This is a genomic window from Chlorogloeopsis sp. ULAP02, assembly GCF_038404745.2.
Taxonomy (GTDB): Bacteria; Cyanobacteriota; Cyanobacteriia; order Cyanobacteriales; family Nostocaceae; genus Chlorogloeopsis.
On record NZ_JAYKTT020000070.1, the window covers coordinates 67203 to 82046 of the forward strand.

A 14844-nucleotide genomic window follows, 5' to 3' on the forward strand; every position below is an offset into this window, starting at 1 on the left:
CAAAGGCACATCATGATTCTGGTGTGCCTGATTGCTCTGGAAAATGCACAATTGTAATAGAAGTTTCTGGGTGATTGCGAGCGATCGCTTCTGGTTCTTTTCCCAAGGCCGGTTGACCGAAACGATGAGTGCTTTCAAGTAAAACCAATAAATCATTGGCTTTGAGTAATTCTGAGATTTTCCTGACTGAATTTCCTCGCACTTTTTGAATAGAAATTTCAGTGTCGGCTACTAATGATTCTAGATTGGGTAAATATTCTTTTGGTTCAGAAAATACCTGTAAAATTTCCAAGGGAGCCTTAAGTGCTTCTGAAAGTATTTTAGCCAAGCTTATAGTTTGGCGAAGCGTAGCAGCAGAAACTCTGTAGTCAGTTATAGCTAATAATACTCTTTGGGTATTCTCAATCGGCTGGGCAAAACGAGTAATCAGTACAGGTGCTGTTGAACGACGCACAATGTTATCAATTACACCACCGAAGAAGTTTTCTCGGTATGTAGAGTAACCCTTCCAACCACAAATTACCAAACTGGCATCTCTTTCTTGGGCTGCTCGCAAAATGCCTAAATCAATAGAATCATCAATCCTACCGATAGGTTCAACACGAGTAACAGCAGCATGGGCAAGAGTTTCCGCAGTATCCAATAGCCGTTTTTGTTGCGTCTTTGCTGTTATACCCACAGAACCATGTTTATCTGAGATGATCACGTGTAGTGGTAATAAAGTGCCGTTGCCTTGTTTAGTGAGGATAATAGCCAAATTGAGCAAGTTATCTTCTGTACTAGGGTTAGCAACCGGAACTAAAACACGATTTGCCAAATTACTGAACGCTGCCGAATGTTCCAAGTCTTCTGTTTTAGAGCTAGCAGCATGGGCAGGCTCTTGCTGAATTTTTCCTCCCCAACGCTCCACAATCCAGGGAGAAGCAATACAGCTTACCAATATCATCCCGATAATTCCATTCACAGTCAATTCATCAACAAGCTTGATGTTAAAGGCAACTGTGATGGCTGCTAGTGTGGAAGCGGCTTGGGCAACTGAAAGCCCAAACATCACCATCGTACTGGGGATTTTCCATTTGAATACCTTGGCTGTACCCCAAGCTGCTAAAAATTTACTAGCGAATTCTGCCCCAATCATCACAACAGCAACTAAGATACCACGAGTATCTTTGACAAGGATAAGAGGGTTTACCAACATTCCCACAGAAATGAGGAAAATAGGCACAAATAATGTGTTGCCAATGAACTGAATTCGATTCATCAACGGACTCATCTGGGGAATGAGTTGAGTAATCGCAACTCCTGCTAAGAAAGCTCCAACAATTGGCTCAATTTCAATTAATTTGGCAAGATAAGAGACAATAAATAGAGCTGCCAATACGAACAAAAATTCTGCCCCCTCATCATGTCCGAAGCGGCGAAAAAACCAACGACCTAAATTTGGTACTCCCCAGAGGGTAGCAAAGGTATAGATTGCCAGGGATGGAATCAAAAATAGCCAGAAGCTGAGTGTGAGATTACCTTGGTTGGCTTTGACAACAATTGCTAGTACTAACAGCGCTAGCACATTCGTAATCAGTGTTCCTCCTAAAGTAGCAGTGACAACCTGATTCCGCATAATTCCAAGCTTAGACAGAACAGGTAAAGCCAACAGCGTATGGGAAGCAAAACAAGATGCTACCAATACCGAGGCTAAAAAGCTATATCCTAAGGGCAACATTGCTGCTGTGCCTATAACCATCGGAATTACAAAAGTTGCCAATCCAAAGGTCAAAGCTTTATTCGCATTGCGTTTAAGATCATCTAAACTGGTTTCCAGTCCACCGAGAAACATTAAAAACAGCAACCCTACCGTGCCAAGCAACTCTATTGTTTTATCTCGTTCTAGTAAACCCAAACCATGAGGCCCAACAATTATCCCTGCTAAAATCAAGCCAATAATTCCTGGCAACTTGAAGCGCTCAAATAATAGAGGCGTAACAAGCATAATTGCCAGAATAATTAGGAAGATGGCAACTGGATCGGTAATCGGTTGAAATATCTGTGCAAAGACTAACTGCTGAGTTAGGTTGATTTCCCGAAAATTCAAAAGCTGTAATTCAATGTTCACAATGGCTACTTTTGAGAAGACTGTTAATAGTAGGCAGAGGACAGACGGCAGAAGGGAAAGAACAAGCTTTGATAAAAGCCTTCAAGTTCCACCTCAGATAAGGATTTAAGAGTCTAACCTGTAAAACTTCTATCACCGTATAATAAAGAGTTAGTTTAAAATTCTTCTCAATTACCTTCTGCCCTTCGGATTCGGCAGTCCCCCAAACTCCTTCGGAGACGCTACGCGAACGCCGGAAACCGCCTTTGGTGGTGGGCTGCCTCACCTCCTGCCTACGTACTTCTGCTTTAATTGAGTAAACCCTTCTCCTTCAGTGCTTCCAAAACTGCCTGAGCATCAGGTGAACCCTGACGGTAGAATACAGGCGGCTGCCCAACAGGAGCATCTATCTGTTGATACATGCCTTGAGCTACATTCCCGTAAGTATTGCCACTCCACAGGTGAACCCATTTACCAATGGGCAAATAAACATTAACACTAGTCGCGCCCTGCTTTAAAACTGGTGCGATTAAAAACTCACTTCCGAGTAAAAACTCATCTTCGATTGTGTAAGTATTGGGATCATCAGGATAGTGTAAAAAGAGATGACGAACGAGTGGATATCCTGTTGTTGCTGCTTCTGCGATTAATTTTTTTCTATATCCAGCAAATGCTGCATAAACCTTTGCCCAATAACTGAAAGTTGCTATTGTTTCATCATTAGTATAAAACTGGACATTAGCTTCGGGCTGATTACCTTCATGAGTACGGAAGATTGGGCTAAAGGCATTCATCTCCATCCACCGGAAGAGGAGTTCCTTAGAACGCTTGAAGCCAATACCCAAAGCGAGCAAAATTGGATAGGCAATACTCGTGTACCCACCAATATCACTGTGGTTAATGCTAAACCCGGATATTCCACCGCTAATTAATCCTTTCAGGGCGCTAGGCATACCGTCGTTTTCTTTCCAAGTGACATTTTGATCACCCAACCACATAGCTGTACTAAAAAGAGGAGTTTTGAGGTATCCGGCGCGATTGAAAAACCATGCCTCACCTTCTCTACCAGCTTCTGCGATCGCCTCCCGATTTACTTGTACCCAGTCAACTACATATTGATTGTGATAGCTAAGTCCTGATTCTTGAGAGTAAAACTCACCATCAAACTGTGCTGCTTCCGCGAAGTCAGCCATCCAAAATTTTGCACCGTTGCCTAGTATCTCTTCTTTAATCAAGCTTTTAAACCATTCACGGGCATTCGGGTTACTTAAGTCAACAAGAGCGGCAGCAAAATCAGTATTATCCACAAGATAAATCTCTCCAGCTTCATCCTTGACCAAAAAATCTTGTTCTTCTGCTTCTTGGTAAAGGTTCCTTCTGCCTTGAACTTGTTCTGGAGGAGGATTGACCAAAAAAGGATTGATATATACGCCAACTCTAATTCCTTCCTGGGCTAAATCGGCTACTAATTCTTTCCAGTTAGGATAAGTATTTTCATTTAACTGCCAATTCCACCATAGTTGTTTGCCGATCGCTGTTTTGCGTTGTCCTACCCAGTCTTGCAACCAAAAACCAGCAATGGGAGTGTTGAAAGCGCGTAGCTTTTCCCAGACAGATTGTACTAACCGAGTACCACCCTGCATTCCAACAATCGCACCAAAATTCACCCAGTCGGGAAGAGGGGGCATTCGCCCTGTGTGGGCGGTATACAGTTCTATCAACTCTAATGGAGTCTCACCAGTAAGAATTCGCCCCTGCATCTGGTTAGAAAAAATTCTCACGCTAGCTGTTTCTTTTTCTCGCAGATCGAATACAGAAGGTTCGGTATTCATTAAAAACAGCGATCGCATTTTGCTGGTAATAAAATGAGGTGCTGGAGCGTAGCTAGAGAACATTGTACCTGCTACCCCCAACAAATTCAGGGTTTTGGGGCCAGGATCTCCACGACCGATTCCCCCCTCCTCTGTCACAATTCGCACTTCATAACCTTTGCAATCAATTCGAGAAAATTGCTCACCGAAGCCGTAAAAGTGTTCGTCAGCCGATGTTGCAAATCGCAATTGAGCCAGATTTATATCATCACCAATGATATGCAAGTAAAAATCGAGTTGTTTGGAGCCAGAAGTACGGAAGTAAAGTGCGTACTGGGCGCTTTCGCCTTGAGAGCGTGATTCCTGGAGACGACCAAAAATTACCAGAAAATCTCCTGCTGCCTCAATCCGATCTACCGTTTGATTGGGAAATTGGGACTTCCTATTTTCATCAATTTCTACCGAACCCCGTTCCTCAACAATTTCTAGGTGTACTTTTGCTCCAGCGACAAAGTTCTGACCAGCAGGTGTGTGCCATACTATCTTTGATGGATTGTCTGCATGATTTATATATAGATACGGCTTTTGGGCATCAGCACCCTGCCAATTGATCGTAAATTCCCCTAACTGATAAGTTTGGCTGGGAACAACTGTAGCGATTACACCAAAATCGATAACTTTTGGACGAAAAATGATCCGAAAAGGTTTAGTCAGCACTCGCAGGAGCCGTCTTACTACCCAACCAGAAGAACGCACTCTGGACTTTGGTCGTTTTACCTGTTTTTGGAGTTGCTGTAGCTGTTTAAAAGTTAACGCTTCTGGGGTGTTTTCCTGATAGTACTGGGGAGAAGGCATATTATTACTTCCTATATAGCTGAAATTACCTATAATTTTCGTTAATTATATGTATTTAAAGTAACATTGAATATTGTTTCAAGAATTTTTATAGTTTTTGTCACCCCTTCAGATTTAAAACTTACGCACGAGTCACGGAAGAATAAAACCACTCCAGACACAGAGGCACGGAGGAATAAAAGTTAGAGAGGATTTTGCGTAAGTCCTGAGATTTTTTCATCAGTGTGACAAAACAATTTAGTGCGTTAGGATATCCGTAACGCACGCTAGTACATATATGTAATTTCAATTGGAAAAGAAGTAATTCCCGACTACTGCGTCTTGAAAATAGAGTCTAGAGAAAAGAGATTTTCCCCTCGTTGTGGACTATTGCCCGTGGGGGCTAGTTGGTTCAGAACATCTTGATCGCAGGTTTTATCAAGCTCTGAACTTCATCATCCGAGTTCCAAGCCTCATTATTGAGCTTCAGAAGTCCGTCATTCCAGCTCAAAACCTCGCCATCCAAGTTCAAAGCCTCATCATTGAGCTTCAGAACCTTGTCATTTCAAGTCCGTTTAATTCATCATCAAAAAAATCTCTCCGCGTCTGCCCCTCTTTGCGTCCCCGCGTCAACCTTAACGAGAAGCTCTACTTCCTTATTTTTTAGCCTTGCAGCTGTTCGCTCAGACTTTGCTCTAACATTTCTAATAAACTATCAACATCTTTACCAACTTGTTCAAAACTGATTGGCGGTGCTGGTTGTGGTTCAAAATGAATTAACTTAATTTGGTCTTTTCCAATACCGATCATGACAACTTCCACTTCAGGTTGATAATGCGCCACAATTCCCATAACTTCCTGAAGTCTATTCTCAACTTTCAGATTTAAGTTCTCTATTGCTTCTTGAGGACAGTAAACAAAATGTGGTTTTGGTTGCAAGTCAATGCCAATAGTACCTTTGCTGTCACCATTTTCTAACCACAAGCCCCAAGCTAGTGCCGCCAGTTCTTGTTGATGAGTTTTGATAAATTGATCGAGTTGGCGACGCCACTTATTCTCTGGTGATTCAGGCTGTGTAGTACCAAACATCATAATTTAACTAGGGGACAGGGGACAGGGGACAGGGGACAGAGGATAGAGGATAGGGGATAGGGGATAGGTTAGTTATATTTTTATGTAACCTGTAAGCTATAGCCTTTTACCTATTTACCCAGTGCAGAAGAACGATTCATAGAAAATCATCTCACGCTCAAAGGCAATGTTGACAAATTTACCTTAAACCAGATTGAACACGCCATAAACTAGCATAAACTCCATTCTGCTCTAGCAGTTCCTCGTGGGTTCCAGACTCGACGAATTTTCCATGTTCCATGACATAGATATGATCGCTATTACGAATAGTAGAAAGACGGTGAGCAATCGCGATCGTTGTTCGGTTGACAGTAATGTGTTCTAGCGATCGCTGAATTGCTGCTTCTGTTTCGTTATCTACGGCTGAGGTGGCTTCATCTAAAATCAGAATTGGTGGATTTTTGAGTACGGCACGAGCAATAGCAATTCGTTGGCGTTGCCCGCCCGATAGCTTTTGTCCTCTTTCGCCCACTATTGTTTTATATCCTTGGGGCAGGCTTGTAATAAATTCATGCGCCTCTGCAATTTTAGCCGCTATAATAACTTCTCGTTCGCTAGCGTCAAAGCTTCCGTAGGCAATATTCTCTGCCACAGTACCATGAAATAAAAATACATCCTGACTCACCAAACCGATACAGCGGCGTAAATCTTGCAGTTTTAGCTTTTGGATATCAAAACCATCTAGAGTGATTTCTCCCGATTGGACTTCGTAAAACCGCAATAAAAGTTTAACTAAGGTGCTTTTCCCAGAACCAGTTGAACCGACAATAGCGATCGTTTTCCCTGCTGGAATCATCAATGTCAAATTTTTGATGACTGGTTGTCTACCTTGATAAGCAAAAGTAATGTGTTTAAATTCTACTTCCCCACGTACTTCTTGCAAAGCTAGCGGCACATCTCCCGGATGTATAGCAACAGGAGTATCCAACAAATACATGACTCGATTTGTGGAAGCCATTGCTCGTTGATATTGATCAAAGGTTTCGCCTAATCTAGTTAAAGGCCACAGCAAGCGCTGAATTAAAAACACTAAAACGCTATACGCGCCTACAGAAATTGTGCCTCGAACTGCTGCCAAGCCACCATAGAATAACAATGCTGTGAATCCCACTAAAATCAGCATCCGAATTAAAGGAACATAGGCAGCAGAAAGTCTAATTGCTTTGGCATTACTACGGCGATATGCTTCACTTTCTACTGCTAAACGCGAGATTTCGTAATCTTCAGCAGTGAAACTTTTAATAGTAGTGATTCCACTGAGATTATTCGCTAGGCGAGAATTAAGTAAACTCACTTTTTCTCGAACATCAGCGTAACGAGGCGCAAGTACATCCTGATAAGCAAATGTTCCCCAAATAATAAAAGGTAAAGGCAACATTGCCATCCAAGCGACATTAGGAGCGACAATAAAGAAAGCGCCACCGATAATGATTACAGTTGTCGCAACTTGGATAATGTCGTTTGCTCCTCTATCCAAAAAATGCTCCAGTTGGTTAATATCGTCACTGAGAATAGACATCAAACCACCTGTGCTACGTTCTTCAAAGTATGCCAGTTCCAAATCTTGTAAATGCTTGTAAGCATCCAAACGTAAATCATGCTGGATATTTTGTGCCAAATTACGCCATAGTCTGGCATAGGCATACTCAAAAATAGATTCTAAAATCCAAATAATGACAGTCAGAAAAGCAAGAATTAAAAATTGTCCAAAAATATCTTTAGATTCCCAACTGTGCAATGATAGAATCTTGCTGCTTTATAACCACATCAACCGCAATCCCAATCAACCCTGGTGGTGCCAAGTCCATCAGCTTATTGATCATAGAGCAAGTACTGGCTTGCCAAAATTGTTTGCGATACTGCTGTCCATAATTCAGCAGACGTTTGAGAGGATGGGTTGAACCCATACCTTCTTTCATCGCCTGACGAGATTTAAATACCGTAGTCACTGCCGTTTGCAATTACGTGAAAGGACTGATACTACCATGTTTGCCATTGATGAAGCGTCACCATATAGCTAGAAATACTTAACAATAATCAAAGGAGATAAAATTTGAAAAATCAGCAATTTGGTAGTTGGCAAAGCATAGTAGCAGGTGTTGCAATAGCAGTACTTGTGATATTTGCTCTCAATTCCTTTATCATTATTAATCCAGGTGAAGCGGGGGTGTTAAGTATTTTGGGTAAAGCAAAAGATGGAGCTTTATTAGAGGGTATTCATATCAAACCACCTTTTATCTCTAGAGTAGATGTATATGATGTAACGGTGCAAAAATACGAAATACCTGCTCAAAGTGCTACCAAAGATTTACAAGAACTAACAGCTAAATTTGCTATCAATTTCCGCATTGATCCTCAACAAGTAGTTGAGATTAGAAGAAAACAGGGAAGTTTAGAGAATATTGTCTCCAAAATTATCGCTCCCCAAACTCAAGAATCTTTTAAAATTGCAGCGGCAAGGAGGACAGTAGAAGAGGCAATTACCAAAAGAAATGAACTAAAGGAAGATTTTGATACAGCTTTGGGACAACGCTTAGATAAATATGGGATAATTGTTTTAGATACTAGTGTGATTGACTTAACATTCTCTCCAGAATTTGCAAAAGCAGTTGAAGATAAACAAATTGCGGAACAAAGAGCGCAAAGAGCTGTCTACATAGCACAGGAAGCTGAACAAGAAGCACAGGCTGATATTAATCGTGCTAAGGGAAAAGCTGAAGCTCAAAGACTTTTAGCGGAAACATTAAAAGCCCAAGGAGGGCAATTAGTTCTACAAAAGGAAGCAATTGAAGCCTGGAAAAATGGTGGTGCTCAAATGCCAAAAGTTCTTGTCATTGGTAAAGACTCTCAAAGTAGTGTACCTTTCCTTTTTAATGTGAGCAATATGCAGGAATAAAACTAAGAGTTTAAATCGAAACGTAGAGCATGCCCTAATCAGTAACAAAGTACACACCTAGTAGATAATAAGCAGGTTTATGTCAAGCAAAAATCAGACTAACTTCACGATCGCAGACGCTAAAAAAGTTCTTAATAAGTTCAATTGTGTAGATATTGCACCAAAAATTAAGCCGTCAGAAAAGTCTTTAATTCGTGAAGCTTTACTTTTGATTGCCAAACTTTCTGATTACCAAATTTTAGGTATTTGTGCTGATACAGAAGCAGAAGGAATGTTAGCGATGAAAACATATTCCCTAGCTTTGGGTTATGAACCACCAAGTAATTTACCTGCTATTGATGGGCCAGTTTATATTAAATTAAACGGCAAAAACGGTGTATGCCATATCGACTCTTATTTTGGGCATCATCGTGGTGTATTGGTATCATGCCAGTCTTTTTCTCCTAATGGTATTAACGAAATGTACGGTCATTTACCCCTAGACTTATTTGTATAAGTAGGGTAGATAAGTGCAAAAGCAAAACAAGAAATCATAGGAGAAGTTAAAATTGTAGGGTGCGTTGTCGCTTGCGCAACGCACCTTATTATTAAGTAAGCTGACATAATTAGACTTAGAATTTACCTTCTGCCTTCTGCCTTATACTTAATACAAAATTTTAAACTTGAAATTATTATGAGTCTGATTACACTGCAATCAGTTAAAAAAGATTTTGGTATTAAAGAAATTCTTAAAGATGCAAGCTTTAGTCTAGATGCGACTGATAAAGTCGGTTTAATTGGTACTAACGGTTCTGGTAAATCAACATTATTAAAAATGATTGCCGGACTAGAACCAATTGATAGTGGGCAAATTTTTGTGAATTCTGGTGCGAAAATTATCTACTTGCCCCAACAGCCAGACTTAGATGAAAATCACACAGTTTTAGAGCAAGTTTTTGCTGACAGTGGTGAAGAAATGGCTTTGGTACGTGAGTATGAAGAAATTTCCGAACAACTAGCTCACGAGCCAGAAAATAGTCAGTTGATGTCTCGCCTTTCTGCGGTAATGCAGCGTATGGATGCAAATGGTGCTTGGGAATTAGAAACCAACGCTAAAATCATCCTTTCCAAATTAGGAATTACAGATTTTAATGCTCGCATTAGAACGTTATCTGGAGGTTATCGTAAACGTATCGCTTTAGCCACAGCTTTGCTATCAGAGCCAGATTTATTATTGATGGATGAGCCAACAAACCATTTAGATGCAAATTCTGTTGAGTGGTTGCAAAGTTATTTAAATCGTTATCGCGGTGCATTGCTGCTGATTACTCACGATCGCTATTTTTTAGATCGCGTCACTAACCAGATTATCGAAATTGATCGAGGCGACATCTATACTTACTCTGGAAACTATTCATACTACCTAGAAAAGAAAGCCGAAGCAGAAGAATCCGCTCTGAGCAGTCAGCGTAAATTTCAGGGAGTATTGCGGCGCGAGTTGGAATGGTTAAAAAGAGGGCCAAAAGCCAGAAGTACCAAACAAAAAGCTAGAATAGATCGGATTGGTGATATGCAAGCAACTGAGTTTAAACAAGCTCAGGGAAAAGTTGATATTTCTACAGCCAGTCGTCGGATCGGCAAAAAAGTTATCGAACTGAAAAACATCTCCAAAGCTTACAATGGGCGTACCTTAATTAAAGATTTTACCTACGAATTTAACCCAGAAGACCGGATTGGTATTATTGGTGGTAATGGTGCGGGTAAGTCTACATTGATGGATATTATTACCGGGCGCGTGCAGCCGGATACTGGTAATGTGGACATTGGTACTACCATTCACATTGGCTATTTTGACCAACATTCGGAAGAATTACTGACAGCGTTGAACGAAAATCAGCGTGTGATTGAATACATTAAAGAAGAAGGTGAATACGTCCAAGTTGCTGATGGCACTAAAATTACTGCTTCCCAAATGCTAGAACGGTTTTTATTTCCTGGGAATCAGCAATATGCTCCCATTCATAAACTTTCTGGAGGAGAAAAACGACGCTTGTTTTTGTTACGCGTTTTGATGGGTGCGCCGAACGTTTTGATATTAGATGAACCCACGAATGATTTGGATGTACAAACGTTAGCAATTCTGGAAGAATATTTAGAAGATTTTAATGGTTGTGTAATAGTTGTTTCCCACGATCGCTATTTTCTTGATCGGACAGTAGATACTATATTTGCTCTCGAAGAAGAAGGAAAGATTCGACAGTATCCTGGTAATTATTCAGTTTATCTAGATTACAAAAAAGCCGAAGAAGAAAAGCAGCAAGCAACCAATAGTACTAAGGAAAAACCGAAAAATGTAGAGGCAGAGAAAGTAAATTCTCAACCCCCACAACCAGAACAGAAAAAACGGCGCAGACTCTCAACTTGGGAAAGGCGGGAATTTGAAGAACTTGAAGGTAAAATTGCCCAACTAGAAGCCGAGAAAACAGACACAGAAAAAGCGCTCTCCAAAGTGCCACCAGGAAATTATACTCAAGTGCAAAAACTCTACGAAGAGGTGGAAACACTAAAGCAGGCAATAGATGTGGCGACAGAGCGCTGGTTAGAATTAGCTGAAATGGAATCCTAGAGAATATCAACAGTATCAATTATACCCAAATATCAGAGGTGCAATCGCCTCCTGGATAACGTATTTCATGCGCACGAGCGGGGCCGGCTGGTTCTTTACCAAAATCAACGTAGAAATCTTGGTTAATTTTAATACCGCCATTTTCGGTATCGCAGTCAATTTGCAACAAATAGGAACCTGTCTTGGATAAATTCGGGTAAAACTGATTATCCCAACTACTAAATAGAGAATTGGTGACGTAGAGCCGCTTACCATCCAAACTTAGTTGTAGCATCTGCGGGCCACCAGCCAATTTATGGGCTTGAACTTCGCTGCCATTACCAAGCAAACCACCGCACCAAACCTGCCCAGTGAGTTTGGGTTGGGAAGGGTTACTAATGTCATATTGACGAATATCGCCGTGCAACCAGTTGGAGAAGTAAATAAAGTGATCGTCCATTGAAATAAGGATATCAGTAATTAAAGATGGCACAGGAATTGGCCAGCCTTCCACTTCTTGTGATGGCACATCAATAACTTTTTCTAGTTGCCAATGTCCGTTGGATTTGTACCAATGCCAAACATTACTGCTGAGTGCAGCACCAACAAAACCATGCGTACTTTCAGGGTTATGATGAAAACGCACTTCTAAGGGGATGATGCCTTCTTCACCTAAATCAAAACTTTCAATAATTTCGTGTTTTGACCAATCCCAGAAATGCAAATGATGACCGTATTTTGAGGCTGCTACATCATTAAGGTCAAAACCAGGATAAAAGGTTTTTGGCGCACCCCATTCACTACTCACCATGACGTTATGTCGTGGTTGATACCAAAAATCGTAGTTGAACTGCATGGCTTCGGCTTGACGCTCCCAGCGCCCGACAATATCAAAATTCTTATCTAGCAACAAAAAGCCACCAGGGCCATTGCCTTCGCCATCACCTAACATAGAAATCATCACGTTGCTATCGGCTAGGCAGTGGACTGTATGGGGAGCTGTTAAATTGGTTTTTGCTTTGATTTCTTCTGGTTCGATGATTTTATAAAGTTTGGGGGTACGAGCATCTGCTGTATCAATAATATACACTCGACTAGAACGCAGTCCAGGAATAACTAAAAAGCGCCGAGATTTACTGCTATCACCATGACAAGAGCTACAAGCATTCCAGCCAAAATGATGTAATTCATCGCCAAGATAGGGCATAGGTAGACGATGAATGACTTGGGAGTAAGTCGGAGAATTGGGATCAACATCTACAGTGGCAAGATAATCTGGTGCTTTGATATCTGTACCCGTATATAAGGCGATCGCATAAAGAATCTTTTCGCGTTCTGCTTTCAGTGCGGCTTCTGGAGAAGCGTAACCAGGCCCGCAACAAGCATGAGTCATATTTTACACCTCCGATGAATTGTTAGAAATCATAACCAAATTTGTAAGCCTAATTGTTTGAAATACTTCCAACTAGAAACAATTTGTTGGCGATTACCCCAAAGTTCTAAATCAAACCAACCATCTTTTTCTGTGGTGTCATCTAATAAGGCTCCAGCAATATTAACGGTTAAACCGTAGCAGGAAACCAACCCTGCGATGACGGGAGAAGAACGGTAATTCTGAGGAATGCAGACTTGCAACTTAGCGCGAGTTGATTGTCCATCTGCTGCATTCAAATCTTCTGCTGTTGCGATCCTATTGAGACATAAAAGCTGGATATTTTCCATCCTTTCTAGAGAAATTGTTTTGAAATTTAGCTGCACAATTTCTATATTCAAACTTTTAAGATAGGCAAGCCCTGCTTCTACTTGTTGAGAACTTCCTTGAATTTCTAAGTCAAACCAACCGTCTTCGTTAATATGAGCTTCTAAATAGGCTGCTGCAATGTTGATTGTTAAGCAGTAGCGAGAAATTAATCGGGAAAAAATAGGTTGGCAGTAGTATTGCTGGGGAACACGAATGCGGACACAACCCAGGGTGGAATTAACAGTATTAGATAGGTTCATTAGCCTCAATCCCCTAATTCACAGCAGGTGTACTAGAGCTAGGACAACGCCAAGATTCTTTTTTAAGTACTGTGCTACCCTGGATACTCTTTTATCAAAAGTACGATAATTTGATAGGTTTACAGTAGTTTAGCATACATTAATTCCGATGTGTAGCGATCGCATCTCCTATTTTCCCGGATACATACACTGGAAGTAGAATCAAAGCTTTGTCTACTAATTAAAGATTTTTTGGATATATCTTTTAATCTTCATCTTGCATCCAATAAATGACTTTATCTATTTCTTCCTCATCATTGTATATGTGAGGGGAAAAACGCAATCCAAAGTTGGGTCTAATATCTATGAAAATATTTTCCTTTTTGAATTTTTCATAAGCTTTTTGAGGATTATTAAATTGAATAACCACTGTTCCTCCACGCTGTGAAGCTTCAGTAGGTATAAGCACAGTTAACCTTTTTGTTTGAGCAGCCTGAATTAGACGTTCTGTTAATACTAAATTGTGAAAGCGAATTTTATCTACACCGATGCTGTTAATTTCATCAATACCTACTTTAGCAATAACAAAAGGCAGGACTGAGGGAGTACCTCCCCAAAAACGTTTAGCGTTCTTAGCATATTGAAAATTGTGAATATCAAATTCCCAGGGATTTTCATGAGAAAACCAACCTATATCAACTGGAGCAAAACTTGAAATACTTACCGGATTCGCCCAAAGAAATGCAGCACCAGGGCCTCCACATAACCATTTAATAGACGAACCTATTACAAAATCAGCATTCCATGCACCGACATCAATCGGTATCACACCAGCAGATTGTGCAATATCAACTACTGTAAAGATACCTTGTTCTTTAGCATAATGAATAATTTCTTTTACTGGATTTAAGAAGCTGTTACCGTAAATAACATGAATAATAAACACAAGTTGAGTATCTTTTGTAAGATGCTTTTTCCAACTATCTAAACATAACTGATTATCCTTGATTGGTAGGAATTGAATTTGGTAGCCACTCCTCTCCATTTGAGACAAAGCAAATCCCATCGATGGAAAATCAAATTCTGATAGTAGAATCTTGGTTCTACCTTTACGTAGTGGCAGCGAATGTAAAATTTTGCAAATTGCGGAAGACACATTAGTTTGGGGACAAACCTCCTCAGAATTGCAATGAATTAAAGTAGATAGAGATTTGCAAAATTCATCTATTAAACTTAGCCATTCCTCCCAAGCGTTACCACCTTGGAACTTCCATAAGTCAAAGAAACGCTCCTTTTCTAAGGCTGTTTTTTGTGGAAGACATCCTACCGAGTGGTTTAGTAAATAAATACCTTTAGGAATAAAAAAGTATTGTTTATATTGATTCGCCATTACTAATCCGATAAGATTGAATTAGTCATTCCCAAATCTGGTTACTTTTCCGACAAAGACTGATAATTTGTTGGTTTATATCTCGTAATAAAATTCAACAGAAAAATAACCTATAGCTACAGAAACTAA

10 protein-coding genes and 1 pseudogene are annotated in these 14844 nt (G+C 40.4%); 3 read left to right on the forward strand and 8 right to left on the reverse strand.

Translation table 11 applies throughout. The annotated features are described in order from the left end of the window. Positions 1-10: 10 nt before the first annotated feature. From U2718_RS24630 to U2718_RS24650, 5 genes and pseudogenes are all read right to left on the reverse strand, one after another. Positions 11-2110, reverse strand: coding sequence for a cation:proton antiporter (locus U2718_RS24630; protein WP_342002697.1), 2100 nt, complete (start codon positions 2108-2110; stop codon positions 11-13). After that, positions 2100-2375 (reverse strand): hypothetical protein, encoded by a 276-nt coding sequence (locus U2718_RS24635; protein WP_342002698.1) that lies wholly within the window; start codon positions 2373-2375, stop codon positions 2100-2102. The genes U2718_RS24630 and U2718_RS24635 overlap by 11 nt, the downstream gene beginning before the upstream one ends. A 22-nt stretch (positions 2376-2397) precedes the next feature. Beyond that, the gene (locus tag U2718_RS24640) at positions 2398-4755 is read right to left on the reverse strand and encodes an alpha-glucosidase (RefSeq protein ID WP_342002699.1); all 2358 of its coding nucleotides are present in this window, start codon (positions 4753-4755) and stop codon (positions 2398-2400) included. 642 nt (positions 4756-5397) lie between these two features. Then, positions 5398-5826 carry a hypothetical protein gene (locus U2718_RS24645; RefSeq protein WP_342002700.1) on the reverse strand — a complete coding sequence of 143 codons (429 nt, stop codon included), beginning with the start codon at positions 5824-5826 and terminating at the stop codon, positions 5398-5400. A 178-nt stretch (positions 5827-6004) separates the two neighbouring features. Next, positions 6005-7784: pseudogene (locus tag U2718_RS24650) on the reverse strand (ABC transporter ATP-binding protein). A 134-nt stretch (positions 7785-7918) separates the two neighbouring features. Here U2718_RS24650 and U2718_RS24655 point away from each other — a divergent pair. From U2718_RS24655 to U2718_RS24665, 3 genes are all read left to right on the forward strand, one after another. Continuing rightward, on the forward strand, positions 7919-8761 hold the full coding sequence (locus tag U2718_RS24655) for a prohibitin family protein (protein WP_342002701.1): 843 nt from the start codon (positions 7919-7921) through the stop codon (positions 8759-8761). 79 nt (positions 8762-8840) lie between these two features. Next, positions 8841-9257, forward strand: a complete 417-nt coding sequence (locus U2718_RS24660) for a DUF1824 family protein (RefSeq protein WP_342002702.1) — start codon at positions 8841-8843, stop codon at positions 9255-9257. Between the two features lie 177 nt (positions 9258-9434). Continuing rightward, positions 9435-11366 (forward strand): ATP-binding cassette domain-containing protein, encoded by a 1932-nt coding sequence (locus tag U2718_RS24665; RefSeq protein ID WP_342002703.1) that lies wholly within the window; start codon positions 9435-9437, stop codon positions 11364-11366. Between the two features lie 19 nt (positions 11367-11385). On the opposite strand, the gene U2718_RS24670 is transcribed toward U2718_RS24665, so the two are convergent. The 3 genes from U2718_RS24670 to U2718_RS24680 all read right to left on the reverse strand — a co-directional run bounded on the left by U2718_RS24670 (position 11386) and on the right by U2718_RS24680 (position 14715). Beyond that, positions 11386-12738: a selenium-binding family protein gene (locus U2718_RS24670; protein WP_342002704.1), complete on the reverse strand. Its 1353-nt coding sequence runs from the start codon at positions 12736-12738 to the stop codon at positions 11386-11388. Between the two features lie 29 nt (positions 12739-12767). After that, positions 12768-13346: an NIL domain-containing protein gene (locus U2718_RS24675; protein WP_342002705.1), complete on the reverse strand. Its 579-nt coding sequence runs from the start codon at positions 13344-13346 to the stop codon at positions 12768-12770. Positions 13347-13590: 244 nt separating this feature from the next. Then, positions 13591-14715 carry an aminotransferase class V-fold PLP-dependent enzyme gene (locus U2718_RS24680; RefSeq protein ID WP_342002706.1) on the reverse strand — a complete coding sequence of 375 codons (1125 nt, stop codon included), beginning with the start codon at positions 14713-14715 and terminating at the stop codon, positions 13591-13593. Positions 14716-14844 lie beyond the last annotated feature (129 nt).

Bases quoted from the DNA above. Each gene is read 5' to 3' on its own strand.
- U2718_RS24640 (WP_342002699.1), bottom strand. From the start codon at position 4,755: ATGCCTTCTCCCCAGTACTATCAGGAAAACACCCCAGAAGCGTTAACT.
- U2718_RS24645 (WP_342002700.1), bottom strand. From the start codon at position 5,826: ATGATGTTTGGTACTACACAGCCTGAATCACCAGAGAATAAGTGGCGT.
- U2718_RS24660 (WP_342002702.1), top strand. From the start codon at position 8,841: ATGTCAAGCAAAAATCAGACTAACTTCACGATCGCAGACGCTAAAAAA.
- U2718_RS24665 (WP_342002703.1), top strand. From the start codon at position 9,435: ATGAGTCTGATTACACTGCAATCAGTTAAAAAAGATTTTGGTATTAAA.
- U2718_RS24670 (WP_342002704.1), bottom strand. From the start codon at position 12,738: ATGACTCATGCTTGTTGCGGGCCTGGTTACGCTTCTCCAGAAGCCGCA.
- U2718_RS24675 (WP_342002705.1), bottom strand. From the start codon at position 13,346: ATGAACCTATCTAATACTGTTAATTCCACCCTGGGTTGTGTCCGCATT.
- U2718_RS24680 (WP_342002706.1), bottom strand. From the start codon at position 14,715: ATGGCGAATCAATATAAACAATACTTTTTTATTCCTAAAGGTATTTAT.